This is a genomic window from Flavobacteriales bacterium, from assembly GCA_016715895.1.
In the GTDB taxonomy this organism is placed as follows: domain Bacteria; phylum Bacteroidota; class Bacteroidia; order Flavobacteriales_F; family PHOS-HE28; genus PHOS-HE28.
This window is the reverse complement of the sequence record JADJXH010000004.1, coordinates 2,221,752-2,246,644: the sequence shown is the minus strand read 5'-3', so window position 1 is coordinate 2,246,644 and position 24,893 is coordinate 2,221,752. Positions and strand designations below refer to the sequence as shown.

At 66.0% G+C, this 24,893-nt stretch carries 22 protein-coding genes; 5 read left to right on the top strand and 17 right to left on the bottom strand.

Annotated features, from left to right (window positions below; all coding sequences use genetic code 11):
* Positions 1-13 precede the first annotated feature (13 nt).
* The 7 genes from IPM49_18130 to rpsA all read right to left on the bottom strand — a co-directional run bounded on the left by IPM49_18130 (position 14) and on the right by rpsA (position 6,436).
* Positions 14-697 (bottom strand): response regulator transcription factor, encoded by a 684-nt coding sequence (locus tag IPM49_18130; GenBank protein ID MBK9276441.1) that lies wholly within the window; start codon positions 695-697, stop codon positions 14-16.
* 57 nt (positions 698-754) lie between these two features.
* A complete protein-coding gene (locus IPM49_18125) occupies positions 755-1,693 on the bottom strand; it encodes a ribonuclease Z (protein MBK9276440.1) in 939 nt (312 codons plus the stop codon).
* Positions 1,694-1,759: 66 nt separating this feature from the next.
* The gene (locus tag IPM49_18120) at positions 1,760-2,515 is read right to left on the bottom strand and encodes a T9SS type A sorting domain-containing protein (protein ID MBK9276439.1); all 756 of its coding nucleotides are present in this window, start codon (positions 2,513-2,515) and stop codon (positions 1,760-1,762) included.
* 11 nt (positions 2,516-2,526) lie between these two features.
* Positions 2,527-2,901 (bottom strand): STAS domain-containing protein, encoded by a 375-nt coding sequence (locus tag IPM49_18115; protein ID MBK9276438.1) that lies wholly within the window; start codon positions 2,899-2,901, stop codon positions 2,527-2,529.
* A 42-nt stretch (positions 2,902-2,943) separates the two neighbouring features.
* A complete protein-coding gene (locus IPM49_18110; GenBank protein MBK9276437.1) occupies positions 2,944-3,984 on the bottom strand; it encodes an aspartate carbamoyltransferase catalytic subunit in 1,041 nt (346 codons plus the stop codon).
* Entirely contained in the window at positions 3,888-4,475 is a 588-nt protein-coding gene (gene pyrR / locus IPM49_18105) for a bifunctional pyr operon transcriptional regulator/uracil phosphoribosyltransferase PyrR (GenBank protein MBK9276436.1), read from the bottom strand. Before pyrR ends, IPM49_18110 begins: the two co-directional genes overlap by 97 nt.
* A gap of 92 nt (positions 4,476-4,567) precedes the next feature.
* Positions 4,568-6,436 (bottom strand): 30S ribosomal protein S1, encoded by a 1,869-nt coding sequence (gene rpsA, locus IPM49_18100; protein ID MBK9276435.1) that lies wholly within the window; start codon positions 6,434-6,436, stop codon positions 4,568-4,570.
* A gap of 322 nt (positions 6,437-6,758) precedes the next feature.
* Here rpsA and IPM49_18095 point away from each other — a divergent pair, with 322 nt between their 5' ends.
* On the top strand, positions 6,759-7,988 hold the full coding sequence (locus tag IPM49_18095; protein ID MBK9276434.1) for a 4-hydroxy-3-methylbut-2-enyl diphosphate reductase: 1,230 nt from the start codon (positions 6,759-6,761) through the stop codon (positions 7,986-7,988).
* A 6-nt stretch (positions 7,989-7,994) separates the two neighbouring features.
* Here the strand turns inward: IPM49_18095 and IPM49_18090 are convergent, their stop codons facing one another.
* Both IPM49_18090 and porQ read right to left on the bottom strand, forming a co-directional pair.
* Complete coding sequence (locus tag IPM49_18090) at positions 7,995-8,696, bottom strand: (d)CMP kinase (GenBank protein MBK9276433.1); 702 nt, start codon at positions 8,694-8,696, stop codon at positions 7,995-7,997.
* Between the two features lie 24 nt (positions 8,697-8,720).
* A complete protein-coding gene (gene porQ / locus IPM49_18085) occupies positions 8,721-9,836 on the bottom strand; it encodes a type IX secretion system protein PorQ (protein MBK9276432.1) in 1,116 nt (371 codons plus the stop codon).
* A 175-nt stretch (positions 9,837-10,011) separates the two neighbouring features.
* Here porQ and IPM49_18080 point away from each other — a divergent pair, with 175 nt between their 5' ends.
* Positions 10,012-12,822: a carboxypeptidase-like regulatory domain-containing protein gene (locus IPM49_18080; protein MBK9276431.1), complete on the top strand. Its 2,811-nt coding sequence runs from the start codon at positions 10,012-10,014 to the stop codon at positions 12,820-12,822.
* Positions 12,823-12,978: 156 nt separating this feature from the next.
* A complete protein-coding gene (locus tag IPM49_18075) occupies positions 12,979-14,313 on the top strand; it encodes a hypothetical protein (GenBank protein MBK9276430.1) in 1,335 nt (444 codons plus the stop codon).
* 69 nt (positions 14,314-14,382) lie between these two features.
* Here IPM49_18075 and IPM49_18070 read toward each other — a convergent pair whose 3' ends face one another.
* The 3 genes from IPM49_18070 to IPM49_18060 all read right to left on the bottom strand — a co-directional run bounded on the left by IPM49_18070 (position 14,383) and on the right by IPM49_18060 (position 17,262).
* Entirely contained in the window at positions 14,383-15,615 is a 1,233-nt protein-coding gene (locus IPM49_18070) for an S-adenosylmethionine:tRNA ribosyltransferase-isomerase (protein MBK9276429.1), read from the bottom strand.
* Between the two features lie 27 nt (positions 15,616-15,642).
* The gene (locus IPM49_18065; GenBank protein ID MBK9276428.1) at positions 15,643-16,842 is read right to left on the bottom strand and encodes a porin; all 1,200 of its coding nucleotides are present in this window, start codon (positions 16,840-16,842) and stop codon (positions 15,643-15,645) included.
* A gap of 72 nt (positions 16,843-16,914) precedes the next feature.
* Entirely contained in the window at positions 16,915-17,262 is a 348-nt protein-coding gene (locus IPM49_18060; protein MBK9276427.1) for an S-adenosylmethionine:tRNA ribosyltransferase-isomerase, read from the bottom strand.
* Between the two features lie 61 nt (positions 17,263-17,323).
* Between IPM49_18060 and IPM49_18055 the strand changes: the two genes are divergently transcribed.
* On the top strand, positions 17,324-17,782 hold the full coding sequence (locus IPM49_18055; GenBank protein MBK9276426.1) for a hypothetical protein: 459 nt from the start codon (positions 17,324-17,326) through the stop codon (positions 17,780-17,782).
* Between the two features lie 41 nt (positions 17,783-17,823).
* On the opposite strand, the gene lon is transcribed toward IPM49_18055, so the two are convergent.
* The 4 genes from lon to IPM49_18035 form a co-directional block, all read right to left on the bottom strand.
* On the bottom strand, positions 17,824-20,274 hold the full coding sequence (gene lon, locus IPM49_18050; GenBank protein MBK9276425.1) for an endopeptidase La: 2,451 nt from the start codon (positions 20,272-20,274) through the stop codon (positions 17,824-17,826).
* Between the two features lie 133 nt (positions 20,275-20,407).
* Entirely contained in the window at positions 20,408-21,601 is a 1,194-nt protein-coding gene (locus IPM49_18045) for a GlmU family protein (GenBank protein ID MBK9276424.1), read from the bottom strand.
* Between the two features lie 46 nt (positions 21,602-21,647).
* Positions 21,648-23,048: an inorganic phosphate transporter gene (locus IPM49_18040; GenBank protein MBK9276423.1), complete on the bottom strand. Its 1,401-nt coding sequence runs from the start codon at positions 23,046-23,048 to the stop codon at positions 21,648-21,650.
* 4 nt (positions 23,049-23,052) lie between these two features.
* Positions 23,053-23,700: a DUF47 domain-containing protein gene (locus IPM49_18035; protein MBK9276422.1), complete on the bottom strand. Its 648-nt coding sequence runs from the start codon at positions 23,698-23,700 to the stop codon at positions 23,053-23,055.
* Between the two features lie 152 nt (positions 23,701-23,852).
* Between IPM49_18035 and IPM49_18030 the strand changes: the two genes are divergently transcribed.
* On the top strand, positions 23,853-24,452 hold the full coding sequence (locus tag IPM49_18030; GenBank protein ID MBK9276421.1) for a transferase hexapeptide repeat family protein: 600 nt from the start codon (positions 23,853-23,855) through the stop codon (positions 24,450-24,452).
* On the opposite strand, the gene IPM49_18025 is transcribed toward IPM49_18030, so the two are convergent.
* Positions 24,453-24,803, bottom strand: a complete 351-nt coding sequence (locus IPM49_18025) for a hypothetical protein (protein ID MBK9276420.1) — start codon at positions 24,801-24,803, stop codon at positions 24,453-24,455.
* Between the last annotated feature and the right edge of the window lie 90 nt (positions 24,804-24,893).

Below are 24,893 nucleotides of genomic sequence, written 5' to 3'. Positions count from 1 at the left end.
CAAAGATCGCCGCTCAGCCCTGCCCGGCGTTGAAGAGGTATCGGTTGGGACTCGTGAGCCCCTGCTTCACCGCGTACATCACGAGCGCGGCCGTGCTGTTCACCCCGACCTTCTGCATGATGTTCCGCCGGTGGGTCGTCACCGTATGGGCCGAAACGCTCAACTGGTCCGCGATGCGGGTGTACGAAAGCCCGTCGGCGATCAGGCGCACGATCTCGCACTCCCGCGGGGTGAGGGTCACGGGGGCGCAGCTCATGTCCTGAGCCGCGAGCTGCTCCACGGTGAGCGACGATCGCTCCAGCACCGCCAGCACCTTGCCGCAGAAGAAGCGTGCACCGTCGGCCGTATCCAGCACCGCGTTCACGATCTCGTCCCGGTCGCAGTCCTTGCGGATGTAGCTGGACACCCCGCTGCGCAGGGCGTGGGCGAGCACCACCGGCGAGGGATCGTGCGTGATGGCGATGAACCGGGTGCGGCGTGAGGCCTTCAGCGCATCCCGGACGGCGTCCGCGCCCAACCCGGCGGCGGTATGGTCGATCAGCACCACATCGGGCTTCTCGCGACGCACCGCCTGCATCAGGCCCTCCGCGTCACGCACCTCCCCCAGCAGGTCCACCCGCGGCACATCGGCAAGGATGGCCCGCAGACCGGCCACGGCCAGGTCCGCCTCATCCGCGATCAGGGTCCTCACACGCATCGTTCAGCACTGTTTAGATTGGTTCTAAACACGGCCAAAGGTATCCGCGGCAGCGGTTCAGGGCGCCGTCGAGTTGTCCACGATCGATCGTCCGATCGGATAGCTGCGCCCCTCCTCGCTGAGCGCCACGTTGGGGAAGACCTCCAAGGCCTCCAGGAGCAGGGGCCCGGGATCCTTGTAGCGTGAGGAGAAATGGCCCAGCAGCAGCCCACCCACGCCCGCATCGCGTGCGATGGCCGCCGCCTCCGCCGCGGTGCTGTGCATGGTCTCACGCGCCCGGGCGGCCAGATGGCGGGTGAAGGTGGCCTCGTGGTAGAGCAGGTCCACGCCGCGGATCCACTCCACCAGCCCCGGATGATGGGCCGTATCGGAGCAATAGGCGTAGGCCCGCGGTGGGTGTGGATCGAACGTGAGCTCGGCGTTCGGCGTCACTCTTCCGTCCTCGTGCCGCAGGTCGTCGCCGTTCTTCACCGCGGTGCGCAGGTAGTGCGGAATGTCGGCGATGCGCTCAGGCCGCAGGCGCCGGGGTCCGGGCCGCTCGCGGAACAGGAAACCCGTCGTGGGCAGCCGATGACGCAGGGGCAGTGAGGTCACGGTCAGGTGGGTGTCCACGTGCAGTTCGCGGGGTGCGTCGTCGAGCACGGGATGAACGTGGAGCGGGTAGCGCAGCCAGGTGGCCGAGGCCTGAAGCTGCACGTCGATGATGGACTTGAGGGGGGGCGGTCCGTGCACATGCAGCTCGCGCGTGCGGCCCAGCAGGTGCATCGTGCTCAGCAGCCCCATCAAGCCGAAGTAATGATCGCCGTGGAGGTGGCTGATGAACACGTGGCCGATGCGCATGAAGCTCAACCCGGCCATCCGCAGCCGTTCCTGGGTCCCCTCGCCGCAGTCCACCAGATAGAGCGACTCCTCACGCCGCACCACCTGGGCGCTCGGCGACCGGCCCTGGGCCGGCAGGGCCGCGCCCGTTCCCAAAGGGATCACCTCAAAGCGCATGCATACCCGGGAATAGCGAAGCCCCGTCGATGAGGACGGGGCTCCGGCGTTCGGTATGCGGCACGGTCAGCGGCTGAGGACCATACGACCGGTGAAGCTCGTGCGGCCCGTCTCCAGCTTGTAGAGGTAGAGACCGTCCTCAAGACCCTGGGCATTGAGCACGTAGCGGTTGAGACCGGACCTGCCGGCCACACGCACGGACCGCACCTCGGCGCCCAGCAGGTCGAACAGCCGGATGGTGACATTGCCCGGCTGGGAGAGCTGGAACTCGATCGTGGTGCGTTCCGCGAAGGGGTTGGGCACGTTGCGCACGCCGCTCAAGGCCATCGTGTTCTCCACCACGCCTACGGTGTTCGGGCCGATCACGATGCTGTAGCCCGAGAAGGGATAGTCCACCGGGACCGGATTGCCCAGCAGGTTGGCGAAGGCCGTCACGTTGATGGTGAGCGGGTACACGCCTTCAGCCGTGGGTGTGCCCTCGATGGTGCCACACCCCAGGATGCCGGTGAGGTAGGTGCACTGTGCCCCGGTCTGCGACAGGCAGTACACGGCGAGGCCCGCAGGCAGGCCGTCGATGTTGTTCAGGCGCACGCTGTCCAGCGCCAGGCCGGCGAACTGGGGATCGATCTCGCCGGCATCCTGCGGGACGATCATGTTGAGGGTGTCCGAATAGAAGACGTTCACCATGCCCACGGCGAAATTCTCGGTGGTGTCCGGCCACACGCCGAAGGCACTGTCCGCGTACAGCGGGTTGGGGACGCACTGCGCCGAAGCGGCGGAGGCGGTGAGGATCAGCGAAAGGGAGAGTAGGGTGTGCTTCATGCGGTGTCGGTTCATTCGTCCTTCTTCACGTCCTTCTCGATCTCCTCCATGAAGAGCAGGTCGACGGCCTCGTTGAGGCTGGGGGTGATGGACAGGACGCTTTCGAGCTGTGAGATCTGTACCAGTTTCTGCACGGGTTCCTGCAGGCCGCAGACCATGAGCAGGCCGTTCACGCTGCGGCAGAGGCGGTTGGCCACGAGCAGTGCGCTCAATCCGCTGGAGTCGCAGTAACGCGTCGCCTTCAGGTCGATGATGATGTTGCGGACACCGGTCTTGTTCAGGTACACCAGTTCGCTCTTCAGCTCCGGCGCACAGGTGGTGTCCAGCTTGTCCACGTTGGAGGTCACCAACGTGTACTTGCCCTTGTCCTCGATGGTGAAGTTCATGGTCCTCGCCTGAAGGCGTTGGGCTCAAATATAATCAGCGCTTCAATTCTCCCTCGGGATCCGCCCGGCGAGCAGATAAAGCACCGCCATGCGGACGGCCACACCGTTCTGCACCTGATCGAGGATGATGCTGTTGGCGTGATCGGCCACCTCGCTGGAGACCTCCACCCCGCGGTTGATGGGCCCCGGGTGCATGATGACGATCTCCCTGCCGAGCCTGCGGTAGCGCGGCAGATCGAGTCCGTACAGCATGGCGTACTCGCGCAGCCCCGGGAAGTTGGCCATGCCGTCGCCACCCTGGCGCTCGAGCTGGATGCGCAGCATGTTGGCCACATCGCACCACGCCAGGGCCTTGTCCAGGTCGTGCTCCACGCGCACACCGAGGCTGGCGACGTGCCGCGGCATCAGGGTGGGCGGGCCGCACAGGGTGACCTCGGCACCCAGCTTGTGCAGGCAGTGGATGTTGCTGAGGGCCACACGGCTGTGAAGGATGTCGCCCACGATGGCCACCTTCACGCCGCGGACGCGACCCAGCTTCTCGCGGATGCTGTAGGCGTCCAGCAGCGCCTGTGTGGGGTGCTCGTGCGTGCCATCGCCGGCGTTCACGATGCGGGCGCGCACATGCCGGCTCAGGAACACGGCGGCACCGGGATCGGGATGGCGCATCACCACCATGTCCACCTTCATCGCCAGGATGTTGTTCACCGTGTCGATGAGGGTCTCGCCCTTCTTCACGCTGCTGGATGAGCTGGAGAAGTTGATGATGTCGGCACTGAGCCGCTTCTCGGCCAGCTCGAAGCTGATGCGGGTGCGGGTGCTGTTCTCGAAGAACAGGTTGGCCACGGTGATGTCCCGCAGGGAGGGCACCTTCTTGATCGGTCGCGAGAGCACCTCCTTGAAGCCGTCGGCCGTGCGGAAGATGAGGTCGATGTCATCCGCGGTAAGGTCCTGGATGCCCAGCAGGTGGTCGGTGCTCAGCTGATCGCTCACGGGGCGGAGGAGGCTTGGTGATGGATGCCGCGTGCCGTGCCGCCCTCCCCGCCATGCAGGAGGACGCGGTCCTGGCCCTCGGTCTCGGCCCATTCCACGGTGACGCGCTGCCCCTCGATGCTGTCCACCCAGCGCCCCACGTAGTCCGCCGCGATCGGCAGTTCGCGCGCGAAGCGCCGGTCGATGAGCACGAGCAGCTGCACGGAGGCGGGCCTCCCGAAACTCAGCAGGGCGTCGAGCCCGGCACGGATGCTGCGCCCCGTGTACAGCACATCATCGATGAGGACCACGTGGCGGCCCTCGATCGACAGGTCCATCTGCATGGCGCTCGGGGCGAGCGGCATGGGGCGCCGCCGGAAGTCGTCGCGGTGGAAGGTGATGTCGAGCTCGCCGGAGTCGATGTGCACACCGCCCAGGATGCGCCCCAGATCCCGCACCAGGCGCCGGCTGAGGAAGACGCCCCGGGGCTGCAGGCCCAGGAGCACCGAGCGGGACAGGTCACCATGGTCCTCCACCAGCTGGTAGCAGAGCCGCTGCACGGTGAGGCCGAAGGCGGTGCTGTCCAGAAGGGTGGCGGCGTGCATGCGGCCCCGAAGATAACGGGATGCAGCGCGCCGTCATGGAACGACGAAGCCCCGGCAGGGCCGGGGCTTCGCTGGTCGTGCGGTCGGAAGGGTCAGTTCTCCGAACCCTCCTCGTCCTCTTCGTTCCGGGCCTTCATGCTGGAGCGCTCCTTGTTCTCCATGGCGCTCTTGAGGTCGCTCAGGACGCTGAGATCGCCCAGGGTGCTCTTCTCCACCTTCTCGTTGACGCTCTTCACGCTGGCGCTCTGTCCTTCGCCGGCCGGTGCCTTGCGGGCGCGGCCACCGCGCGCGGTGCCCAGCTCCTCGCTGTCGTCACCCTCCTCGAAGGTGCGGGTGTGGCTCAGCACGATGCGGCGGGCCTCACCGTTGAACTCGAGCACCTTGAAGGGCAGCTTCTCCTCCAGTTCGGCTTTGCTGCCGTCGGCCTTCTTGAGGTGCTTGGTGCTCACCGTGCCTTCCACGCCGTAGGGCAGGGACACGATGAAGTTGTTGCCGTTGCGGCCCACCAGGGTGCCTTCGTGCACGCTGCCCTCGGTGAAGGTGCCAGCGAACACTTCCCAAGGGTTCTGCTCCACCTGCTTGTGACCGAGGCTGAGGCGGCGGTTGTCCTTGTCCACCTCCAGCACCTGCACCTCGATGTCGTCACCCACGTTGCAGAACTCGCTGGGGTGCTTGATGCGCTTGGTCCAGCTGAGGTCGCTGATGTGGATGAGGCCGTCCACGCCCTCCTCCAGCTCGGCGAAGATGCCGAAGTGGGTGAAGTTGCGCACCTTGGCCGTGTGGCGTGAGTTCACCGGATACTTGAACTCGATGTCCGCCCAGGGGTCCGCGGCGAGCTGCTTCATGCCCAGGCTCATCTTGCGCTCCTCGCGGTCGATGTTCAGGATCACGCAGTCGATCTCCTGGCCCTCCTTCAGGAAGTCCTTCGGGCTGCGCAGGTGCTGGCTCCAGCTCATCTCGCTCACGTGCAGGAGGCCCTCCACGCCGGGCGACACCTCCACGAAGGCGCCGTAGTCCGTGATCACCATCACCTTGCCCTTCACCTTGTCGCCGGCGTTCATGTCGGCGCTCAGCGCGTCCCAGGGGTGCGGGCTCAGCTGCTTCAGACCCAGGGCGATGCGCTTCTTCTCGTCGTCGAAGTCGAGGATCACCACGTTGATCTTGTCGTCCAGCTTCACCACCTCCTCGGGGTGGCTCACGCGGCCCCAGCTGAGGTCGGTGATGTGGATGAGGCCGTCGACACCGCCCAGGTCCACGAACACCCCGTAGCTGGTGATGTTCTTCACGGTGCCTTCCAGCACCTGACCCTTCTCCAGGCCGCCGATGATCTGCTTCTTCTGCGCCTCGAGCTCGGCCTCGATCAGCGCCTTGTGGGAGACCACCACGTTCTTGAACTCCTGGTTGATCTTCACCACCTTGAACTCCATGTTCTTGCCCACGTACTGGTCGTAGTCGCGGATCGGCTTCACATCGATCTGCGAACCGGGCAGGAAGGCCTCGATGCCGAACACGTCCACGATGAGGCCGCCCTTGGTGCGGCACTTCACGTAGCCGGTGATCACCTCGTCGGTGGTCATGGCGTGGTTCACCTTGCCCCAGGCGTTGTGCACGCGGGCCGTCTTGTGGCTCACCACCATCTGGCCGCCCTTGTCCTCCTGCTTCTCGATGTACACCTCCACCTGGTCGCCCAACTTCAGGTCGGGCTTGTAGCGGAACTCGCTCAGGGGCACCACACCCTCGGACTTGTAGCCGATGTTGATGACCACCTCCTTCTTGTTCATGCCCACCACGGTGCCCATGAGGACCTCCTTCTCGGAGATGCTGCTGAGGGTGTCCTCGTAGGCCTTCTCCATGGCCTCCCGTTCCTTGGCCGGGATGCCTTTCTTGTCATCCTCCAATCCGGCCCAATCGAAATCCGCGGGTGGTTCGGCGAAGGTGACCTTGTTCTGTTCCGTCGACATGCTGTACTGACGTTTGTATCCCGACCCAAGGGGCCACCGACCGGGAGGGTTGTGTTGGCTCACGGTGTCCCTGCGTGAGCTTCCTGCTAAGGCCTGCCGGACCGCGGATGCGGAGGGCGGATCCGAAAAAGGACCGCAAAAGTACAAAAGGAACCTGATCCTCAATGCATTGAACCCGTGAATGGGATCGGGGCGGGTCGGCGCCCCCGGGGAATGCAGGCCAGCACAGCGGACCCTCCGGCTACCTTTGGCGGCAGCCCGCCCTGTGTGCCCTGACCCTCAGCCGTTCCCAGCCTCCTCCCACCCATCGCCCCGTCCCGTCGTGCGCAGCTTCACCATTCCCGTCCACTACCGCAGCGCGCTCATCGGCCGCATCAAGGCGTTCCGCAAGGCACAGGACCCGCGCAAGCAGGACCTGGCCCCCACCCTGCTGGACCTGGGACCGGTGCGGTTCGTGTTCGCCCGCCACTTCGGCTTCTGCTACGGGGTGGAGAACGCCATCGAGATCAGCTACAAGGCCCTGGAGGAGAACCCCGGCAGGCGGATCTTCCTCCTCAGCCAGATGATCCACAACCAGGCGGTGAACGACGACCTCACCGCGCGGGGCATGCACTTCATTCAGGATACGCACGGCCGGATGCTGATGGACTGGAGCGCGCTCACGGCCGAGGACATCGTGATCATCCCGGCCTTCGGCACCACGCTGGAGACCGAGGCCCGGCTGAAGGCCATCGGCATCGACCCCCTGCGGTACAACACCACCTGCCCCTTCGTGGAGAAGGTGTGGAAGCGCAGCGACCAGCTGGGTGATCAGCAGTACACGGTGGTGATCCACGGCAAGGCCACGCACGAGGAGACGCGGGCCACCTTCAGCCATACCGTGCGGAAGGCCCCCGCCGTGGTGCTGCGTGACATGGCCGAGGCCGAGCTCCTGGGTCGCATCATCCGCGGCGATGAACCGGCCGACACCTTCGAACGCGTGTTCCGGAGCCGTGCCAGCGACGGCTTCGACCCCGCGCGCGACCTGCAGCGCATCGGTGTGGTGAACCAGACCACCATGCTGGCCACCGAGACCCAGGCCATCGCCGACCACCTGAAGCAGGTGATGATCGGGAAGTACGGCGCTTCGGACATCAAGGCCCATTTCGCCGACACGCGCGACACGCTCTGCTACGCCACCAACGACAACCAGGACGCCACCCACGAACTGCTGAAGGCCGAGGCCGACCTGGCCCTGGTGGTGGGCGGCTACAACAGCAGCAACACCAGTCACCTGGTGGAATTGCTGGAGCGCAGGTTCCCCACCTACTTCATCAAGGACGAAGGCGAGATCCTGAGCGCGGACACCATCCAGCACTTCAACTATCCCGGGCACAAGCTCGAGACCACGGATGGCTGGCTACCTGCGAAGCGCCCGCTCACGATCATCCTCACCAGTGGCGCCAGCTGCCCGGACACCCTGCTGGACAAGGTGATGCTGAAGGTGCTGGGCTTTGTGGCGGGCGTGAAGGACCCGGTGGAAGTGGTGGAGGGGATGGTGTCCACGGGCTAGGCGGCCCTACTCCTGCCCCACCTGGGCCAGCACGTCGAGCACGTGGCCCAGGGCCAGTTCGAACTGCTCCTGCGCGGTGATGTCGCTGTTGTCGATCGCGATCGCATCCGGGGCCATGGTCAGCGGATCGGCCGCCCGGGTGGTATCGTCCAGGTCGCGCCGGCGGATGTTGGCCTCCACTTCGGCCAGGGTGACCTCCGCGCCCTTGGTCTTCAGCTCGTGGTAGCGGCGCAGGGCGCGCACCTCCGGGCGGGCCGTCATGTACAGCTTCACCTCCGCGTCGGGGAAGACCACCGTGCCGATGTCCCGGCCGTCCATCACCACCCCTTTCTCGCGCCCCATCCGCTGCTGGAGCCGCACCAGCTTGGCCCGCACCTCGGGCACCGGGCTCACGAGGGTGACGTGGTTGCTCACCTCCAGGGAGCGGATCCTGTGCTCCACGTTCCGCCCGTTGAGGGTGGTGGCGCTGCGGTCGGTCATGGGGTCGTGCTGGAACCGGATGTCGATGCCGTCGAGCAGCGCCAGCAGTCCCTCCTTGTTCAGCACCCCGTCGCGCACCAGGCCGTTCTCCATGGCGAAGAGGGCCACCGCCCGGTACATGGCGCCGCTGTCGATGTAGGTATAGCCCAGGTGCTGGGCCAGCTGCCGGGCCAGCGTGCTCTTGCCGCAGGACGAAAAGCCGTCGATGGCGATGGTGATGCGCCGCACGGCCGCAAGGTAGCGCGGTCCTGCTCAGCCTTCGGGCACGCTCACCGGCGCCGGGGCCTCCTCCTTGCGCTTCCGCCTGCGTTCGGGCTCCTGGCCGGGGGGGCGCTTCTTGAAGTCGCTGAACCGGGCCGCCAGGGTGATCGTGTTGGAGATGCCCGCCAGGTGGTACTGCGCAAAGCCGTAGCTCAGGTGCACCTTGCTCACGCGCAGGCCGAGGCCAAAGCTCAACCCGCTGATGCCCGGCTTGCCGTCCACCTTCAGCTCGCGCCGCCGCTGGAAGTCGTAGCCCACCCGCAGGTTGAAGTAGCGGCCCAACAACACCTCCACGTTGGGCACCAGGTGCAACACGGCGTTCTCGAAGAAGGAGACCTCCTCCACGATCGGCTCGCCCGTGGTGGGGTCGATCTGCTGCTGCTGCACCGGATCGTCATAGGTGAGGTCCCATTGCTGCAGGTTGACGAAGGTGAGGCCCAGGCGGAACGGCGCATGGCGGAACCGGTAGCTGACCCCCAGCTGCACATCGAACGGCAGCTTCTCCTTTTGGTCGGTGTAGCGCGAGCTCACGAAGCCGATGTTGCGCAGCAACGCCGACACGGTGAGCCCCATGCTCCGCTTGTGAAAGGTGGCCCCCAGGTCGGCCGCCCAGCCGGTGGCGGTGTAGGCCTCCAGCTGCGAGGTGATGAACTTCAGGTTGGCGCCCACGGTGAACAGGCTGTCCAAGGCACGCGAGGCCCCGAGCTGCACGACGTACTCGCCTCCGCGGAACGTGCCGGTCTCCGAACCATCGGCCTCGGTCCGCTGGAAGGTGCCGTAGTCCACGAACTGCACCGTGCCGCTGAAGGTGGTGCGCAGGCTGTCGAAGTGATGGGCGTAGGACCCGAACCCCATCTTGATGCCCTCGAAGTAGGGCAGATAGCTGAAGGCGACCTGCCGCCCCATGGTGGAGTTGAGCACCGAGGGATTGAAGATGCCCATGTTCAGGTCGTCGTCCATCACCGCGATGTGGGTGCCCCCCAAGGCACTGATGCGGGCCGAGGAGGGGATGTCGAGCACGCGGAACACGGCCTGACCACCGAGCTGGGCCCTGACCGGTGCCAACAGGAGCAGCAAGGCGACAGGGGCGGCGAGGGATCGCTTCATGCAGGTACGCGCCGGGCGGCGCGGTTAGGGAACGCAAGATAGAACGACCTATTATCCGCTCCCGAGAACTTGCCGGTGACCGCACGTAACAAAGCCTTAACGATCGGAACAGACCGACGTAACACCATGCCGGGACCTTTGCGGCGCGAACGAACAGGACCGTTCGCCTCCTTCGATGCACCGCACCCTCCTTCTCTCCCTGCTTCTGCTGGTGACGTGGACGGCCTTCGCCCAGAACGGCACCGTGGCCGGTGTGATCACCGCCAACGAGGGCGGCACCGTGCAGCCGATGCCCTTCGTGAACGTGATCATCAAGGGCACCACCTTCGGCGCCAGCACCGATCTGGACGGGAAGTACAGCTTTCCCTGCCCGGCGGGCGAACATACCCTGCTGGTGAGCTTCGTGGGCTTCGAGCCCGTGGAGCGCACCATCACCGTGGTGCCGGGTGCGGCCACGACCGCCGATGTCACCCTGGCGACCCCCTCCAACCAGCTCCAGCAGGTGGATGTGGTGCATACGGTGGACCGTGAGCGCGAGTCGGTGCTGATGATGGAGCGCAAGGAGACCGACAAGCTCGTGCAGACCATCGGCGCACAGGAGCTGCGGAAGAAAGGTGCGACGGACGTGGCCGAGGGCGTCACCAAGATGGTCGGCATGAGCGTCGTGGGCGGCCGCTACGTCTTCGTGCGCGGCCTGGGCGACCGCTACAATGCGGCCTACCTCAACGGCCTGCCCCTGCCCTCCCCCGACCCCGACATGAAGGTGGCTCCGCTGGACATCATCCCCACCGATGTGGTGGGCAGCATCTCCGTCACCAAGGCCTTCTCCCCCGAACTCTACGGCGACTTCAGTGGCGGTTCCGTGGACATCCGCACGCGCCGGGCCACGGCCGAGCCGACCCTGCGCATCCAGGTGGGCGGCGGGGTGAACACACGCACCACCTTTGGCACCTTCCGCTCCTCCAACGGCGGGGGCAGCGACTTCTGGGGGCGCGATGATGGCACGCGCGATCTGCCCGCCGGCGCCGCGCGACCCGGGACCAACATCGGCGGGGAGCAGCTCCTGGTCCCCACGAACCTCAACGGCACGCAGGGCACCGCCGCGCCCGACCTCAACTTCGGGCTGTCCGGCGGCACGCGCCTCCGGCTGGGCGAGCACATCGCGCTGGGCGTGATCGGAAGCGCCAGCTACCGCAACGAGCACCGCTACCGGGAAGGGGCCGTGCGCATCGTCAACGCCAGCAACGCCGCGCTGATCGACTACGAACTTCAAAGCTGGCAGTTCAACACCCAGAGCTCCGCGCTCGCCGGCCTGAACCTCGAACTGGGCAAGCGGCATCAGGTGTCCGTCACCAGCCTGTGGGTGAACCTCAGCAGCGACGAGCACCGTGTGAACGACGGCTTCCACTTCGACTACGCCGACCGTGTGCATGCGCGTCGCTACACCTTCCGCCGGAACAGCATGTGGGTGAACCAGCTCGCCGGCCACCATGCGTTCGGCCGGGCCGACCGCCTCACCCTGGACTGGAGCGGATCGATGGGCACCGCCGATGCGGCCGAACCCGACCGTCGGCAACTGGTCTACCTCTACAACACGGATGGCGGGACCACGAACTACCGCTTCAACGCGATCGACCGCCTCGAGAACCACCGTTGGTACAGCGACCTCCGCGAGGAGGAGCTGAGCGCCCAGGCCGGTGCCGCCTACCGCGTGATCCAGCGCGAGCGCGACATGGAGCTCCACAACGTGCTCACGCTCCGCACCGGCTACCAGGTGCGTCGCATGGAGCGCCGCTTCGGGTACGACATCCTCACCTACGACCTCACCGGCGTGAACGCCGCGAACCCTGGCGGGGTCGACGTGGACGCGCCGGACCAGTACCTGAACGCCACCACCTACGCCGCCGGGCAGTTCACCCTCAACAACAGCACCGGCCCCGAAGCGGACCATCGGATCGAGCGGAACATCAACGGGGCCCACCTTGCGGCCGAAGTGGACCTGGTCCCCGAAAAGCTGAAGCTGCTCACCGGCGCGCGCTTCGAGCAGGGCGACCAGCGCATCGTGTACCGCAAGCAGAGCGACAGCTTCTACCAGCCCCAGCGCGTGGCCCGCATCGAGAGCGACGACCTGCTGCCCTTCCTGAGCCTGCGCCTCGACCTGCGTGAGCGTCATGTGCTGCGCCTCAGCGGCAGCAAGACGATCAGCCGGCCCGGCTTCCGTGAAATGGCCCCCTTCGAGTACACCGAGTTCTTCGCGGGCACCAAGAACATCGGGAACCCCGACCTGCGCAACGGCACGAACTACAACGCCGACCTGCGCTATGAGCTCTACCCCGGGCATGGCGAACTGCTCGCCGTGGGCGCCTTCGGCAAGGTGCTGAACGACCCCATCGAGAAGGTGGCGCTGGCCACCGCGAGCGGCCAGCTGATGAGCTTCCGCAACACGGGCCAGGCCACCGTGGCGGGTGTGGAGGTGGAGCTGGTGCGCAACATCGGCCACCTGATGGGGCGTGACAGCAGCGTGTGGAACGCCTTCAGCATCGGATTGAACGCCACCTACCTCTGCAGCCGCCTCGAGGTCGGCGAACAGAACGCCGGATCGGAGAGCGGGACGGTGGTGCTGACGAACGCGGCCCGTCCGCTCCAGGGCGCCAGCCCCTACCTGCTGAACGCCGACCTGAGCTGGACCCGCGCGCTGGGCCGCACGCTGACGCTGACGGCCACCGCCGCGTACAACGTGTTCGGTGCGCGCGTCTTCGCTGCGGGCGCCAATGGCCTGGGCGACCAGTACGAGCTGCCGGTGCACACCCTGAACTTCATCCTGCGCGGCGACATCGGCCGCCGCTGGCAGGTGAACCTCAACCTGCGCAACCTGCTCGACGCCCCGGTGCGGGTGCAGCAGGAAACGCCCAACGGTACCTCGCTCGTGAGCGAGTACCGCACCGGCGTCGGTATCTCCGCCGGCATCGGCTTCCGCATCCTGTAAGGACGAAGATGAGCGGCGCGCCGGACCGGGTGGTCCGGCGCGCCGCTCATGTTAAGCGGATGTGCGGGCGATGCCGGCGATGATTAAGGAAAGGATAACGCTCGGCACACATCGGCCTCATGATGCGGCTGGAGCTTTGCGCCATCAACACAGACCATGAAGATCAACGCCTCCCTCACCAGCCGCCTCCTCACCACGCTCGCCGTGGTCGGCATCGCCGTGGCACCGCTCACCTCCTGCAAGAAGAAGGAAGGGTGCACAGACCCCAGCGCCGTGAACTACGATCCCGATGCGGACAACGATGATGGCACCTGCGTCTATACCACCACGGACCCCACCACGGTGATCAACGGACAGACCTACCACATCCTCAGCGGCACCGTAAGCAGCAGCCGCACGCTGGGCTCGGACAAGCGCTGGCTGCTGAGCGGAGGCGTCTTCGTCAACACCGGCGCGGTGCTCACGATCGATGCCGGCACGATGATCTACGCGGCCGACGACGGCACCACACCCTTCCTGAGCGTGCAACGCGGCGGGCGCATCAACGCGGTGGGCAGCCCCTCGGCCCCCATCGTGTTCACCACGATCAAGACCATCACCGGCGGCGCGGCCCCGGGCGCATGGGGCGGCATCATCCTCAATGGCTACGCGCAGATCAACATCTGCGGCGGCGGCGGCTGCACCGCCGAGGGCGAGGGTGGCTCGGGCACCTATGGCGGCAGCGACGACAGCGACAACAGCGGCGTGATGAAGTACGTGCGCGTGGAGTACGCCGGCAAGATCCTCGGCACGGACAATGAACTGAACGGCTTCTCCTTCAACGGTGTGGGCAGTGGCACGGTGCTGGAGCACCTGCAGGCCTACAAGGGCAGCGATGACGGCTTCGAGTTCTTCGGCGGCACCGCCACCCTGAAGTGGGCGCTGAGCACAGGCAACAGCGACGACAGCTTCGACTGGAGCCATGGCTGGCGCGGCAAGGGCCAGTTCTGGGCCGTGCACCAGGACGCCGCCAGCTGCGATCGCGGTTTCGAGTGCGACAACTGGGAGACCGACTTCATGGTGCAGCCCTTCTCGAACCCCATCGTGAGCAACTTCACCATCGTGGCCGCCGATGACGGCACCGCCAGCGAGGCCGTCCGCCTGCGCCACGGCACCCGCGGCAGCCTGTACAACGGCCTGGTGGCCGGCGCCGGTGCCGGCAGCGGCATCCGCGTCAGCGACAGCTCCAGCACCTGGATGGACCAGGGCCTGCTGATCTGCCGCAACAGCACCGCCTACGGCTTCGCCACCAACTGGAACGGCTGCGATCCCTTCGCCAACGACGCCACCAACTCCGCCACCGACCCGGGCGTGCTCACCGGCTACGTGGGCACCGAGAACGCCAATGCCGTGGACCCCACCACGCTCGACAGCTGGTTCTCCCCGGCCACGTTCAAGGGCGCGGTCCCGGCGGGCGACGATTGGACGGCCGGCTGGACGCTTCCCCTCTAAGCCTGAAGCATCGCACCGGGGCTATGACCCCGGTAGGAAGGCCCCGCCATCACGGCGGGGCTTTCCCGTTCACGGTCGCCGCACCCACAGCAGCGAGGCGTCCCCGTAGCTCAGGAAGCGGTAGCCCCCGGCCAGCGCATGATCGTAGATCCGGCGCCAGTCCTCCCCCACGCAGGCCGCGACCAGCAGCAGCAGGGTGCTGCCGGGCTGGTGGAAGTTCGTGATCAGCGCATCGGCCAGCCGCACGCGGTAGCCGGGCGCGATGAGCAAGGCCGTGCTACCGTTGACCTGATCCAGCTCACGGCCGTCCATCCAGCGCAGCACGGCGCCCAAGGCCTCGCGTACGCCCGGATGATCCGCCAGCGGGAACTCATACGGCTCCCACTGGTGAACCTGCATCTCCTCCGGATCGGAGCCGCGTAGGATCCGGGCGCCGTGCCAGTACAGGCTCTCCAGCGTCCGCATGGTGGTGGTGCCGGTGACCACGATGGGCCGCACCCCCACGCTGTCGTGCAACTGCTGCACCACCTCCCGCGACACCAGGATGCGTTCCCGGTGCATGGCATGGCCGGCCATGGTCCCGGCGTGAACCGGCTGGAAGGTGCCCGCGCCCACATGCAGGGTGACGTGGGCGCGCTGTACGCCATTCGCGACGAGGGCCTCCAGCAGCGCCGGCGTGAAGTGCAGGCCGGCCGTGGGTGCCGCCACCGATCCCTCGGCACGGGCGAAGACCGTCTGGTACCGTTCCTGGTCCTCGTCCTCGGCCTCCCGGTGCATGTACGGCGGCAGAGGGACCTTGCCGGCGCGCGCGAGCACGTCGGCGAAGCACAGTCCGTCGGGCAGCCAGTTGAACCGTACGCGCGGCCCACTGCCATCGTCGGGCAGCCGTTCGGCGAAGAGCTGCACGTCACCCTGCGCCGAGCGGAACACCTGACCCAAGGGGCCCTGCTTCCATCGCTTCGCGTTGCCCAAGGCACAGCGCCACTCCACCTCGCCGGTGCGCTGAAAGGCCTGCTCCGCGGGACCGCCGTCGGCGGGCTCCAGACAGAACACCTCGATGCGGGCGCCGGTATCCTTGTGGAAGTGCAGCCGCGCGTTCACCACGCGGGTATCGTTCATCACCAGAAGTGCGCCCGACGGCAGCAGATCGGGCAGCTCGGCGAACCGCCGGTCCTCGATCGCACCCTCGCGGTACACCAGCAGCCGTGAGCTTCCCCGATCGGCCGGCGGATGCTGGGCGATCCGATCCGGAGGAAGGTCGTACTGAACGGCGGAGACGGACAGATCACGGGGATGCGGCATGACCGCGAAGATCGGTACGGGCGATGATCAGATGCCCAGCTCCATCTGCAACCAAAGGCCCCAGCGCGCCCCGGGTGCATCGAAGGCGGCCCGGCCGCCGGCCCATGCATAACTGACCGCGCTCTGCAGCTTCACCCGGTGGTGGTTGATGTAGCGTGTATAGCCCAGCCAGCCCTCCTCGCTCCGGGTCGTGAAGCCTTGCAGGGCGTCGGACGGCACCACCATCGCATAGCGCCCGACCACCTCGTTCCGGGCGCCAAGCAGCTTGCTCACCTGGGTGTTCCAACCCCAGCCCTCCAAGGCGATGACGGACCCACCATCGGCTGCCATCACCACGGGTGCGCCCGCCACGTCCCGGTGGCAGAACTCGGTGCTCACCGCAAGTCCGCGGTACTTCAACAGGGCGTCGGCGATGAAGGTGTTCAAGGTGCGCTCTTGATCGTCCGGAAGGAACGTACCGAGCTGTCCACCGCTTCGGCGCGCGTTGATGTTCGCGGAATAGCCCGCCGCCACAGAGACCTTTACCCTGGACTCCCGCGCCAGGTCCCCCTCGAAGAAATCACCTTCATCGGTGAACGCCCCGAACGGAAGCCATTCCATGCGTCCCGTGTAGCAAAGGCCTTCGTCCCCGGGTGAGGCATTGCGCCCTTCTCCGCTGGTGAGCGCCACCTTCACAGCGAGCTCATGCGCCTTGATAGGGGCCTGCCAGGTGGCGAAGACCCCGAAATCGCGGTCCAAGGTGAATGCGGCGTTCACGATGGAGCGGTCCGGAAGCTGCAGCGCCCCGGAGGACACCACGCGCTGGCGGTTGCCGGGCAGCTTGGTCTGACCGATCGTGAAGCTCCAATGTCCGTCCGGCGCATAGGTGGCGACCGCATCGCGGATGGGCTGCGCCACCGTGCCATCCACCAGGTCCAGGTCCGCTTTGCTGAAGCCCAACTGCACTTTGTACTGGATCTTGGAGCTGAGCACGGAACCATCGAAGCGCAGCCGCATGCGGCGGATCCGGATGTCACTGCTTCCGATGGACAGGTCATCACCGCTCTCGCTCAACATGGCGAACCGGTTCTGCATTCGAAAGCGGACCGTCATCCTGAACAGACTATCCCGCTGGATGACCACACCTCTGCCCTTGTCGAACCGAGCCGATAGACCTTCGCCCGGACGCTGGGCCCACGTGCTGACGACCAGGACCAGAAGGCCAATGAGGAGCAGTGATGCGCGCATGGGCGGGTTATCGCAAAGCTGCGAAAGAATTAAGCCTATGTTAACTCCATGTTACCGGAGTTAACATAGGCTTTACATCCGCAGGCCGTCCGCACAGCGCCATTCCACCTCGCCGGTGCGCTGAAAGGCCTGCTGCAAGGGACCGCCGTCGGCGGGCTCCAGACAGAACACCTCGATGCGAGCGCCGGTGTCCTTCTGGAAATGCAGCCGCGCGTTCAGCACGCGGGTATCGTTCATCACCAGAAGTACGCGCGATGGCAGCAGATCGTGCAGCTCGGCGAACCGCCGGTCCTCGATCGCACCCTCGCGGTACACCAGCAGCCGTGAGCTTCCCCGATCGGCCGGCGGATGCTGGGCGATCCGATCCGGAGGAAGGTCGTACTGAACGGTGGAAATGGAAAGCAGGCGCGGATGATCCATGTGGGAGGCGAAGTTCGAATAGTGTGGCTCGCGCCAAGGCTCGGTACAAGTAGATTCGCCTATGCGCAAGGCGATCATTGTGCTGGGCATCGCTCTGGTCTCAAGCCTGATCTTCGGTTACGCTCAATACCGGAAGAACACCAGGTGGACTGGCAGTAAAGTTCTGTGGGAACATGACCTACCCCGAGATATCACCATTCGTCGTCTCAAAGCTGACCGCAGGCTCTTGGATGTTGGATATGACAGGAACCGTGACCTTGAGGACGATTCAGTGATCACCTACGCGACAAATGACAAAGCCGCTTACGTGCAGGTAGATGAGGACTTCAATGGCATCTTCGAAGTCCAGTATGCTTTCGACCCAAGCGATCGATTGGTGGCCCGGTTTGAGGATTTTGGACAAAACGGGTATTTCGACGAGTGGGTGAGATACACTGCGGACAGTGTATTCGTCTATCTAGACGCCAACGCGGACGGATGGTGCGATGATCTTGAGCTGAAGCAACGACAGGCTAGGTAGTCCCTCGCGAGTGGCTACCATTCGCTCATTCCGGCGTGCCCCTACGCCACCTTCAGCGCGTTCTCCACCTTCTCCTTGAGAAGGGCGTGCTTCACCACCTCGATCATCTCGGTCACGTAAGTGAAGCGCATGCCCTTGGTGTAGCGCACGTCGATGTCCTCGATGTCCTTGCGGTTGTCCGCGCTGAGGATGATCTCCTTGATGCCCGCGCGTTTGGCGGCGAGGATCTTCTCCTTGATGCCGCCGACGGGCAGCACCCGGCCGCGCAGGGTGATCTCGCCGGTCATGGCGGTGAACTTGCGCACCTTCTGCTGGGTGAAGGCGCTGGCGATGCTGGTGAGCATGGCGATGCCGGCACTGGGACCGTCCTTGGGCGTGGCCCCTTCGGGCACGTGCACGTGCACGTTCCAGCGCTTGAACACATCGGGGTCCAGCCCGATGATCCCGCTGTGGGCCTTGAGGTATTCCAGGGCGATGATGGCGCTCTCCTTCATCACGTCGCCCAGGTTGCCGGTGAGCGTGAGCTTGCCCTCGCCCTTGGTGATGCTGGTCTCGATGAAGAGGATGTCGCCGCCCGTGGGCGTCCAGGCCAGCCCGGTGACCACACCGGCCACATCGTTGCCCTGGTATTTGTCGCGCGCGTGGCTGGGGCCGTAGATCTTCACCAGGTCGTCCACCGTGATGGTGATGCTGTGCTTCTGCTTGAGGGCGATCTGCTTGGCGCGGTGGCGCACCAGCTTGGCGATGCGCTTCTCCAGGGTGCGCACGCCGCTCTCGTCGGTGTACTGCTCGATGATGGCCTCGATGAGGCCCGGGGCCAGCTTGAGCTGCTTGGGCTTGATGCCGTTCTCGGCGAACTGCTTGGGCAGCAGGTGGCGCTGGGCGATCTCCACCTTCTCCTCCTCGGTGTACCCGTTCACCTCGATGATCTCCATGCGGTCGCGCAAGGCGGGATGGATCGTGCCGAGGCTGTTGGCCGTGGCGATGAACATCACGCGGCTGAGGTCGTACTCGATCTCCACGTAGTTGTCGTGGAAGGCGTTGTTCTGCTCGGGATCGAGCACTTCGAGCAGGGCGCTGGCGGGGTCGCCGTGGAAGTCCTTGCCCACCTTGTCGATCTCGTCGAGCACGAAGAGCGGGTTGCTGGTGCCGGCCTTCTTGAGGCTCTGGATGAGGCGGCCCGGCATGGCGCCGATGTAGGTCTTGCGGTGTCCGCGGATCTCGGCCTCATCGTGCAGCCCCCCCAGGCTCATGCGCACGTACTTGCGGCCCAGCGCCTCGGCCATGCTCTTGCCCAGGCTCGTCTTGCCCACGCCCGGAGGTCCGTAGAGCAGGATGATCGGCGCCTTCATGTCGCCCTTGAGCTTCAGCACGGCGAGGTGCTCGATGATGCGCTCCTTCACCTTCTCGAGGCCGAAGTGGTCGCGGTCCAGGATCTTCTGCGCGTTCCGCAGGTCGAACTTGTCCGTGCTGTACTCGCCCCAGGGCAGTTCGAGCAGCAGCTGCACGTAGTTGTGCTGCACGCTGAACTCGGCGCCGGCGGGGTTCATGCGCTGGAGCTTGGTGAGCTCCTTCTCGAAGGTCTCGGCCACCTTCGCGCTCCACTTCTTCCTGGCCGCCTTGGCGCGCATCTCCTCCAGTTCCTGCTCGATCGGGTTGCCACCGAGCTCGTCCTGGATGGTCTTCATCTGCTGGTGCAGGAAGTACTCGCGTTGCTGGCGGTCCACCTCGGTGCGCACCTTGCTCTGGATCTCGTTCTTCATCTGCAGCATCTGCAGCTCCCTGGTGAGGTGCGCCAGCAGCAGCTTGGCCCGCTCGCGCAGGTCGGCCACCTCCAGCATGCGCTGCTTCTCGGCCACCTCGGCGTTCATGTTGCTGCTGATGAAGTTCACCAGGAAGGAGGGCGAGTCGATGTTGCGCAGGGCGAACTGGGCCTCGGTGGGGATGTGCGGGCTCTGCTTGATGATCTCCAGCGCCAGGTCCTTCAGGCTGCTCACCAGCGCGTGGAACTCCTTGTCGTCCTTCTCCGGCCGCACCTCGGCGAACTCCTTGATGCGCGCGGTGAAGTAGGGGTCCATGCGCACCATCTCCAGCACTTCGAAGCGCTTCTTGCCCTGGATGATGGCCGTGGTGCTGCCGTCGGGCATCCGCAGCATGCGGATGATCTGCGCCAGCGTGCCCACCCGGTTCAGGTCGTCGGCGTTGGGCTCCTCGATCTGGCTGTCCTTCTGGCTCACCACCCCCAGCGTGCGGTTGCCGCGGTACACGTCCTGGATGAGGCGGATGCTGCGGTCGCGCCCCACCGTGATGGGGATCACCACCCCGGGGAAGAGCACCGTGTTGCGCAACGGCAGGATGGGCAGCTCGGGCGGGGTGGTCTCCGCGTTCATCTGCTCCTCGTCCTCGGCCGTGATCAAGGGGATGAGCTCGGTCTCGTTCTCGAGGGCCTCGGAACTGAAGAGGGCGGGGTCGCTGTGCAGGAGGTCGTTCATCAACGTGGGTGCCAGGATGACAGGTTCAAAGGTATCCCCCTCGCGGATCCGCACCGGATGCAGGTTTTCCACAGAAGGCGCTCCGCTCACTCCAAGGGCCGTGCCCGGATCGACCGCCTGCCCTTCCGTCAGGTCACGACCGGTCGATGGCCGTGGCCGCATGCACATGGGCGAGCAGCGCACGGTCCAAGGGGTCCAGGGTCATCGATCGCCGCTCCATCACCCGCTGGGCGGTGTGCAGCGCCTTGTCCAACGCGTGTTCGGCGAGCCCCTCGGCACCGCCCCAGGTGAAGCTGGGGATGTGCTTCGGCGGAAAGCCTCCGCCGAACACGTTCGCGGCCACGCCCACCACGGTGCCCGTGTTGAACATGGTGTTGATGCCGCTCTTGCCGTGGTCGCCCATGATGAGCCCGCAGAACTGGAGGCCCGTATCGGCCATGGCGCGCTCGGCGTAGCTCCACACCTTCACCGGGCCGTACGTGTTCTTGAGGTTGCTGGTGTTGGTGTCGGCGCCCAGGTTGCACCATTCGCCCAGCACGCTGTTGCCCAGGAATCCGTCGTGGCCCTTGTTGCTGTGGCCGAGGATGACGCTGTTGTTGACCTCGCCACCCACGCGGCATTCGGGGCCGAAGCTGCAGGGCCCGTAGATCTTGGCGCCCATCTTCAGCTGGGCGTGCGCCCCCAGGGCGAAGGGACCGCGGATCAGCGAGCCCTCCATCACCTCGGCGCCCTTGCCGATGTGGATGGGCCCGCTCCGGGTGTTCAGGACGGCGGCCTCCACCACGGCCCCCTCCTCCAGGAACACCAGGGAGGGGTCGCCCACCACGGTGTTGAGCCCGCTGAGGGGTTGCGAACGCCGGCCCTCGGTGAGCAGGGCGAAGTCGTTGATGATCGCGCGTCCGCAATGCTGGAAGAGGTGCCAGGGACGGGTGATCTCCACCACCTCGCCGGCGAAGGCCACGGGGATGAGGTAGGTGGGCGGCGCGTTCCAATCGGCTTCCGCCGGTGGCTGTGCGCCCGTTCGGCAGATGGCCAGCACGCGGCCCTCCTTCACCAGCATGCGGCCGGGCTCCAGGTCCAGCACGGCGCTCACCAGTTCGGGCAGGGGCAGCAGTCCGGCGCGGACATCCCGCACCACCTCACCGCCCACCTCGGGCCACCGATCGCGCAGATAGGCCTCGGTGCGGTGGCCCACGGGCAGCTCGGTCATGCGCCACCAGGCGTCGGCGATGGTGAGGATGCCGGGTCGCAGCGCGCCCACGGGGCGTGTGAAGGTGAGCGGGAGCAGATGGGGATGAGCGCCGGCGTCGTGCAGCAGGATGGCCATGCGCCGAAGGTAGCCCGGTGTGGCCGAACCGCCCGACCGTGGTGGCTTACAGGCCGAAGAGCGTGCAGACCCAGTAGGCGAGGCCCGCCAGCAAGGCGCTCACCGGGATGGTGAGGATCCACGCCCACAGCAGCTGGATGGTGACGCCCCAGCGCACCGCGCTCAGTCGCTTGGTGGCCCCCACCCCGATGATGGAACCCGTGATGGTGTGCGTGGTGCTCACCGGGATGCCCATCTGTTCGGTGAGGTACAGGGTCATGGCCCCGGAGGTCTCGGCGCATACGCCTTCCAATGGGGTCACCTTGGTGATCCGGGTGCCCATCGTCTTCACGATCTTCCATCCGCCGCTCAAGGTGCCCAGGCCGATCGCCGTGTAACAGGCCAGCGGCACCCATGCGGGCATCTCCTTGATGTCGGTGATGGTCCCGTGCGCGATGAGCGCCGCAGTGATGATGCCCATCACCTTCTGGGCGTCGTTGCCGCCGTGACCGATGCTGAAGGCCGCCGAGCTGAAGAGCTGCAGCCTCTTGAACATGTTGGCCACGGACTGCGCCGTCGGGGTGCGCACCTTCTCGGTGTAGATGTACACGCCGATGAACAGCAGCACGGTGAACATCAGCCCCACACGGATGATGGAATTGTCCGATCTGTCCAGCCCCTTGGCCAGCTTGGCCACATCCACCTCCGGATCCACCTTGGTGCGGATCTCCTGGGCGATGCCCTCCCCACCGCGCGAGCCGAAGCCCGTGAGGTGCGGTAGCGCGGCCTCGTAGCGGGCCCGTGCGGCCTCCAGGTCCACCGACCTGGCCGGATCCTCGGCCGCGGCCTTCTTGAGCACGTCCACCTTGTAATACTTCGCCAGGTTCTCCTCCAGCTTGCCCTGCTGCAGGTGCAGGAACAGGAACCAGGTGACCACGGCGGCCACGAGGATGAACGCGATGCGGGTCCACAGGTTGCGCACGATGGTCACCAGGGTGATGAACATGGAGATGACCATGCCCACGAGCGGGGCCAGGAAGATGAACAGCACGGTCTTGGTCACCTTGTCGCTCTCGATCACCTCGGTCAGGGTGAAGCCGTTGGCGGTGGCCAGCGCATGGGCGAGCGCCGCGCCGGCGAACCCACCGATGAGGGTGTGCGAGCTGCTGGAGGGGATGCCGTACCACCAGGTGAGGAGGTTCCAGATGATGGCGGCGATGAGGCCGGCCAGGATCACCGGCAGCGTGATGAACTCCTGGTGGACCGTCTTGCTGATGGTGTTGGCCACCGCATGGTCCTGGAAGATCCAGAAGGCGGCGAAATTGAAGAAGGCCGCCCACACCACCGCCTGCAGCGGGGTCAGCACCTTGGTGCTCACCACGGTGGCGATGGAGTTCGCCGCGTCGTGGAAGCCGTTGATGTAGTCGAACACCAGGGCGAGGACGATGATGACGACCAGGAGCGTCATGTCCTCAGGCGTACTTCAACATGATGGATTCCAGCACGTTGGCCACGTCCTCGCACTTGTCGGTGGCCAGTTCGAGCGTGCCGTACAGGTCGCGCTGCTTGATGAGGGTGATCGGGTCCTTCTCCTGTGCGAAGAGGCGCTGCAGTCCGCGGTCGTGCACCTCGTCGGCCTCGTTCTCCACGGCATTGATGCGCACCACCAGTTCGGCGTGCTGGTTGTCCTTGTGCATCAGCCGCAGCCCCTGCACGGCCAGCTGGATGATCTTGCAGCCCTCGTTCACCAGCCGGGCCAGCTCGTTGGCCGTGTCGTCCGGCTTGCCGATGCCGAAGAGCTCCAGGTTCTTGGCCGCCGCCAGGATGAAGTCCGCCACATCGTCCAGGCTGCTCGCCAGGTAGTGGATGTCCTCCCGGTCCAGCGGCGTGATGAAGTTCCGCGCCAGTTCCGTGAAGATGGTGTGCGTGAGGTCATCGTTCGCCCGCTCGGTGATCTCCAGCCGCTCGAGGATCGCGGTGCGCTGGGCGCCCGGCTCGGTGGCCATGATCGCCAGCAGGTCCTCGCTCATGCGCAGCACGTTCGCCGCAGAGGCCTCGAAGTGGAAGAAGAAGATCCGGTCCTTCGGACGGAAGATCTGGAACAGCGAGCCGAGGGCCATGGGGTTCGGATTGGGCGCGGCAAAAGTAACCGGGCCTTCCGGCCGGGCGGGCCACCCCCCAATGCTTAACACTGGCTTAACACGCGCGGATGCGCCGACCTGACCTAAGTTGCACCCCCCGCGGCCCATCGAACGGTCGCCGCGGCGAACCCATGCTCTACGAGTTCAACGGGTATCGTCCCGTGGTGCATCCCTCCGCCTTTGTGCATCCCCAGGCGGCCGTCACCGGCAACGTGGTCATCGGGGCCGACGTGTACATCGGTCCGGGTGCGGCCCTCCGCGGCGACTGGGGCGAGATCGTGGTGAAGGACGGCTGCAACGTGCAGGAGAACTGCACCATCCACATGTTCCCCGGGGTGAAGGTGGTGCTCCATCCCGGCGCGCACATCGGCCATGGGGCCATCATCCATGGGGCCACCATCGGCGCCAACTGCCTGGTGGGCATGAACGCCGTGCTGATGGACAACGTGGTGCTCGGGGAGGGCTGCATCGTGGGGGCGCTCAGCTTCCTTCCTGCGGACAGCGTGTGGGAGGCGCGGAAGGTGATCGTGGGCAATCCGGCGCGCGTGGTGAAGGATGTGAGCGATGCGATGCTCGCCTGGAAGACCGAGGGCACCCACCTGTACCAGCAGCTGCCCGCCCAGCTGCACGCCACGCTCAGGCCGTGCGAACCGCTGCGCGAAGTGGACCGGAGCAGGCCGCCCATCACCGCTCAGTACAGCACCTGGAGCGCCACCCGGCGCCCGGAGTGATCACTCCCGGTCCTCGTCACCGAGATGCAGTGCGTGCAGCATGCGGTGCACCACCGGTGCGAGGAGCACCGCCACGGTGGTGAGGAGGGCCACACCGCTGTACACCGCATAGACCGCAGCGAAGAGCTTGGCGGCATTGGTGCGCATGGGGTCCACCGGTCCCATGCCGGAAAGGATCATGGCCGCGTTCAACAGGGCATCCACCGGACCAAGGCCGCCCAGGCCGGCATAGCCCCAGGTGCCCACCGCCAGGCTGAGGCCCACGAAGACCGCGGCCCAGGCCACGTACCGGAGCTGGCGCCGCAGGAACCGGCCACGGCTGGCCAGCGGCTCGGAACGATGCTCGAACATCAGCGCCAAGGTACGGCCCATCAACAACCGACCTTGGGCAACTGGACCGGCCCGCATGCGCCGGTGGCGGGTGACGGCGCCACCTTCGCG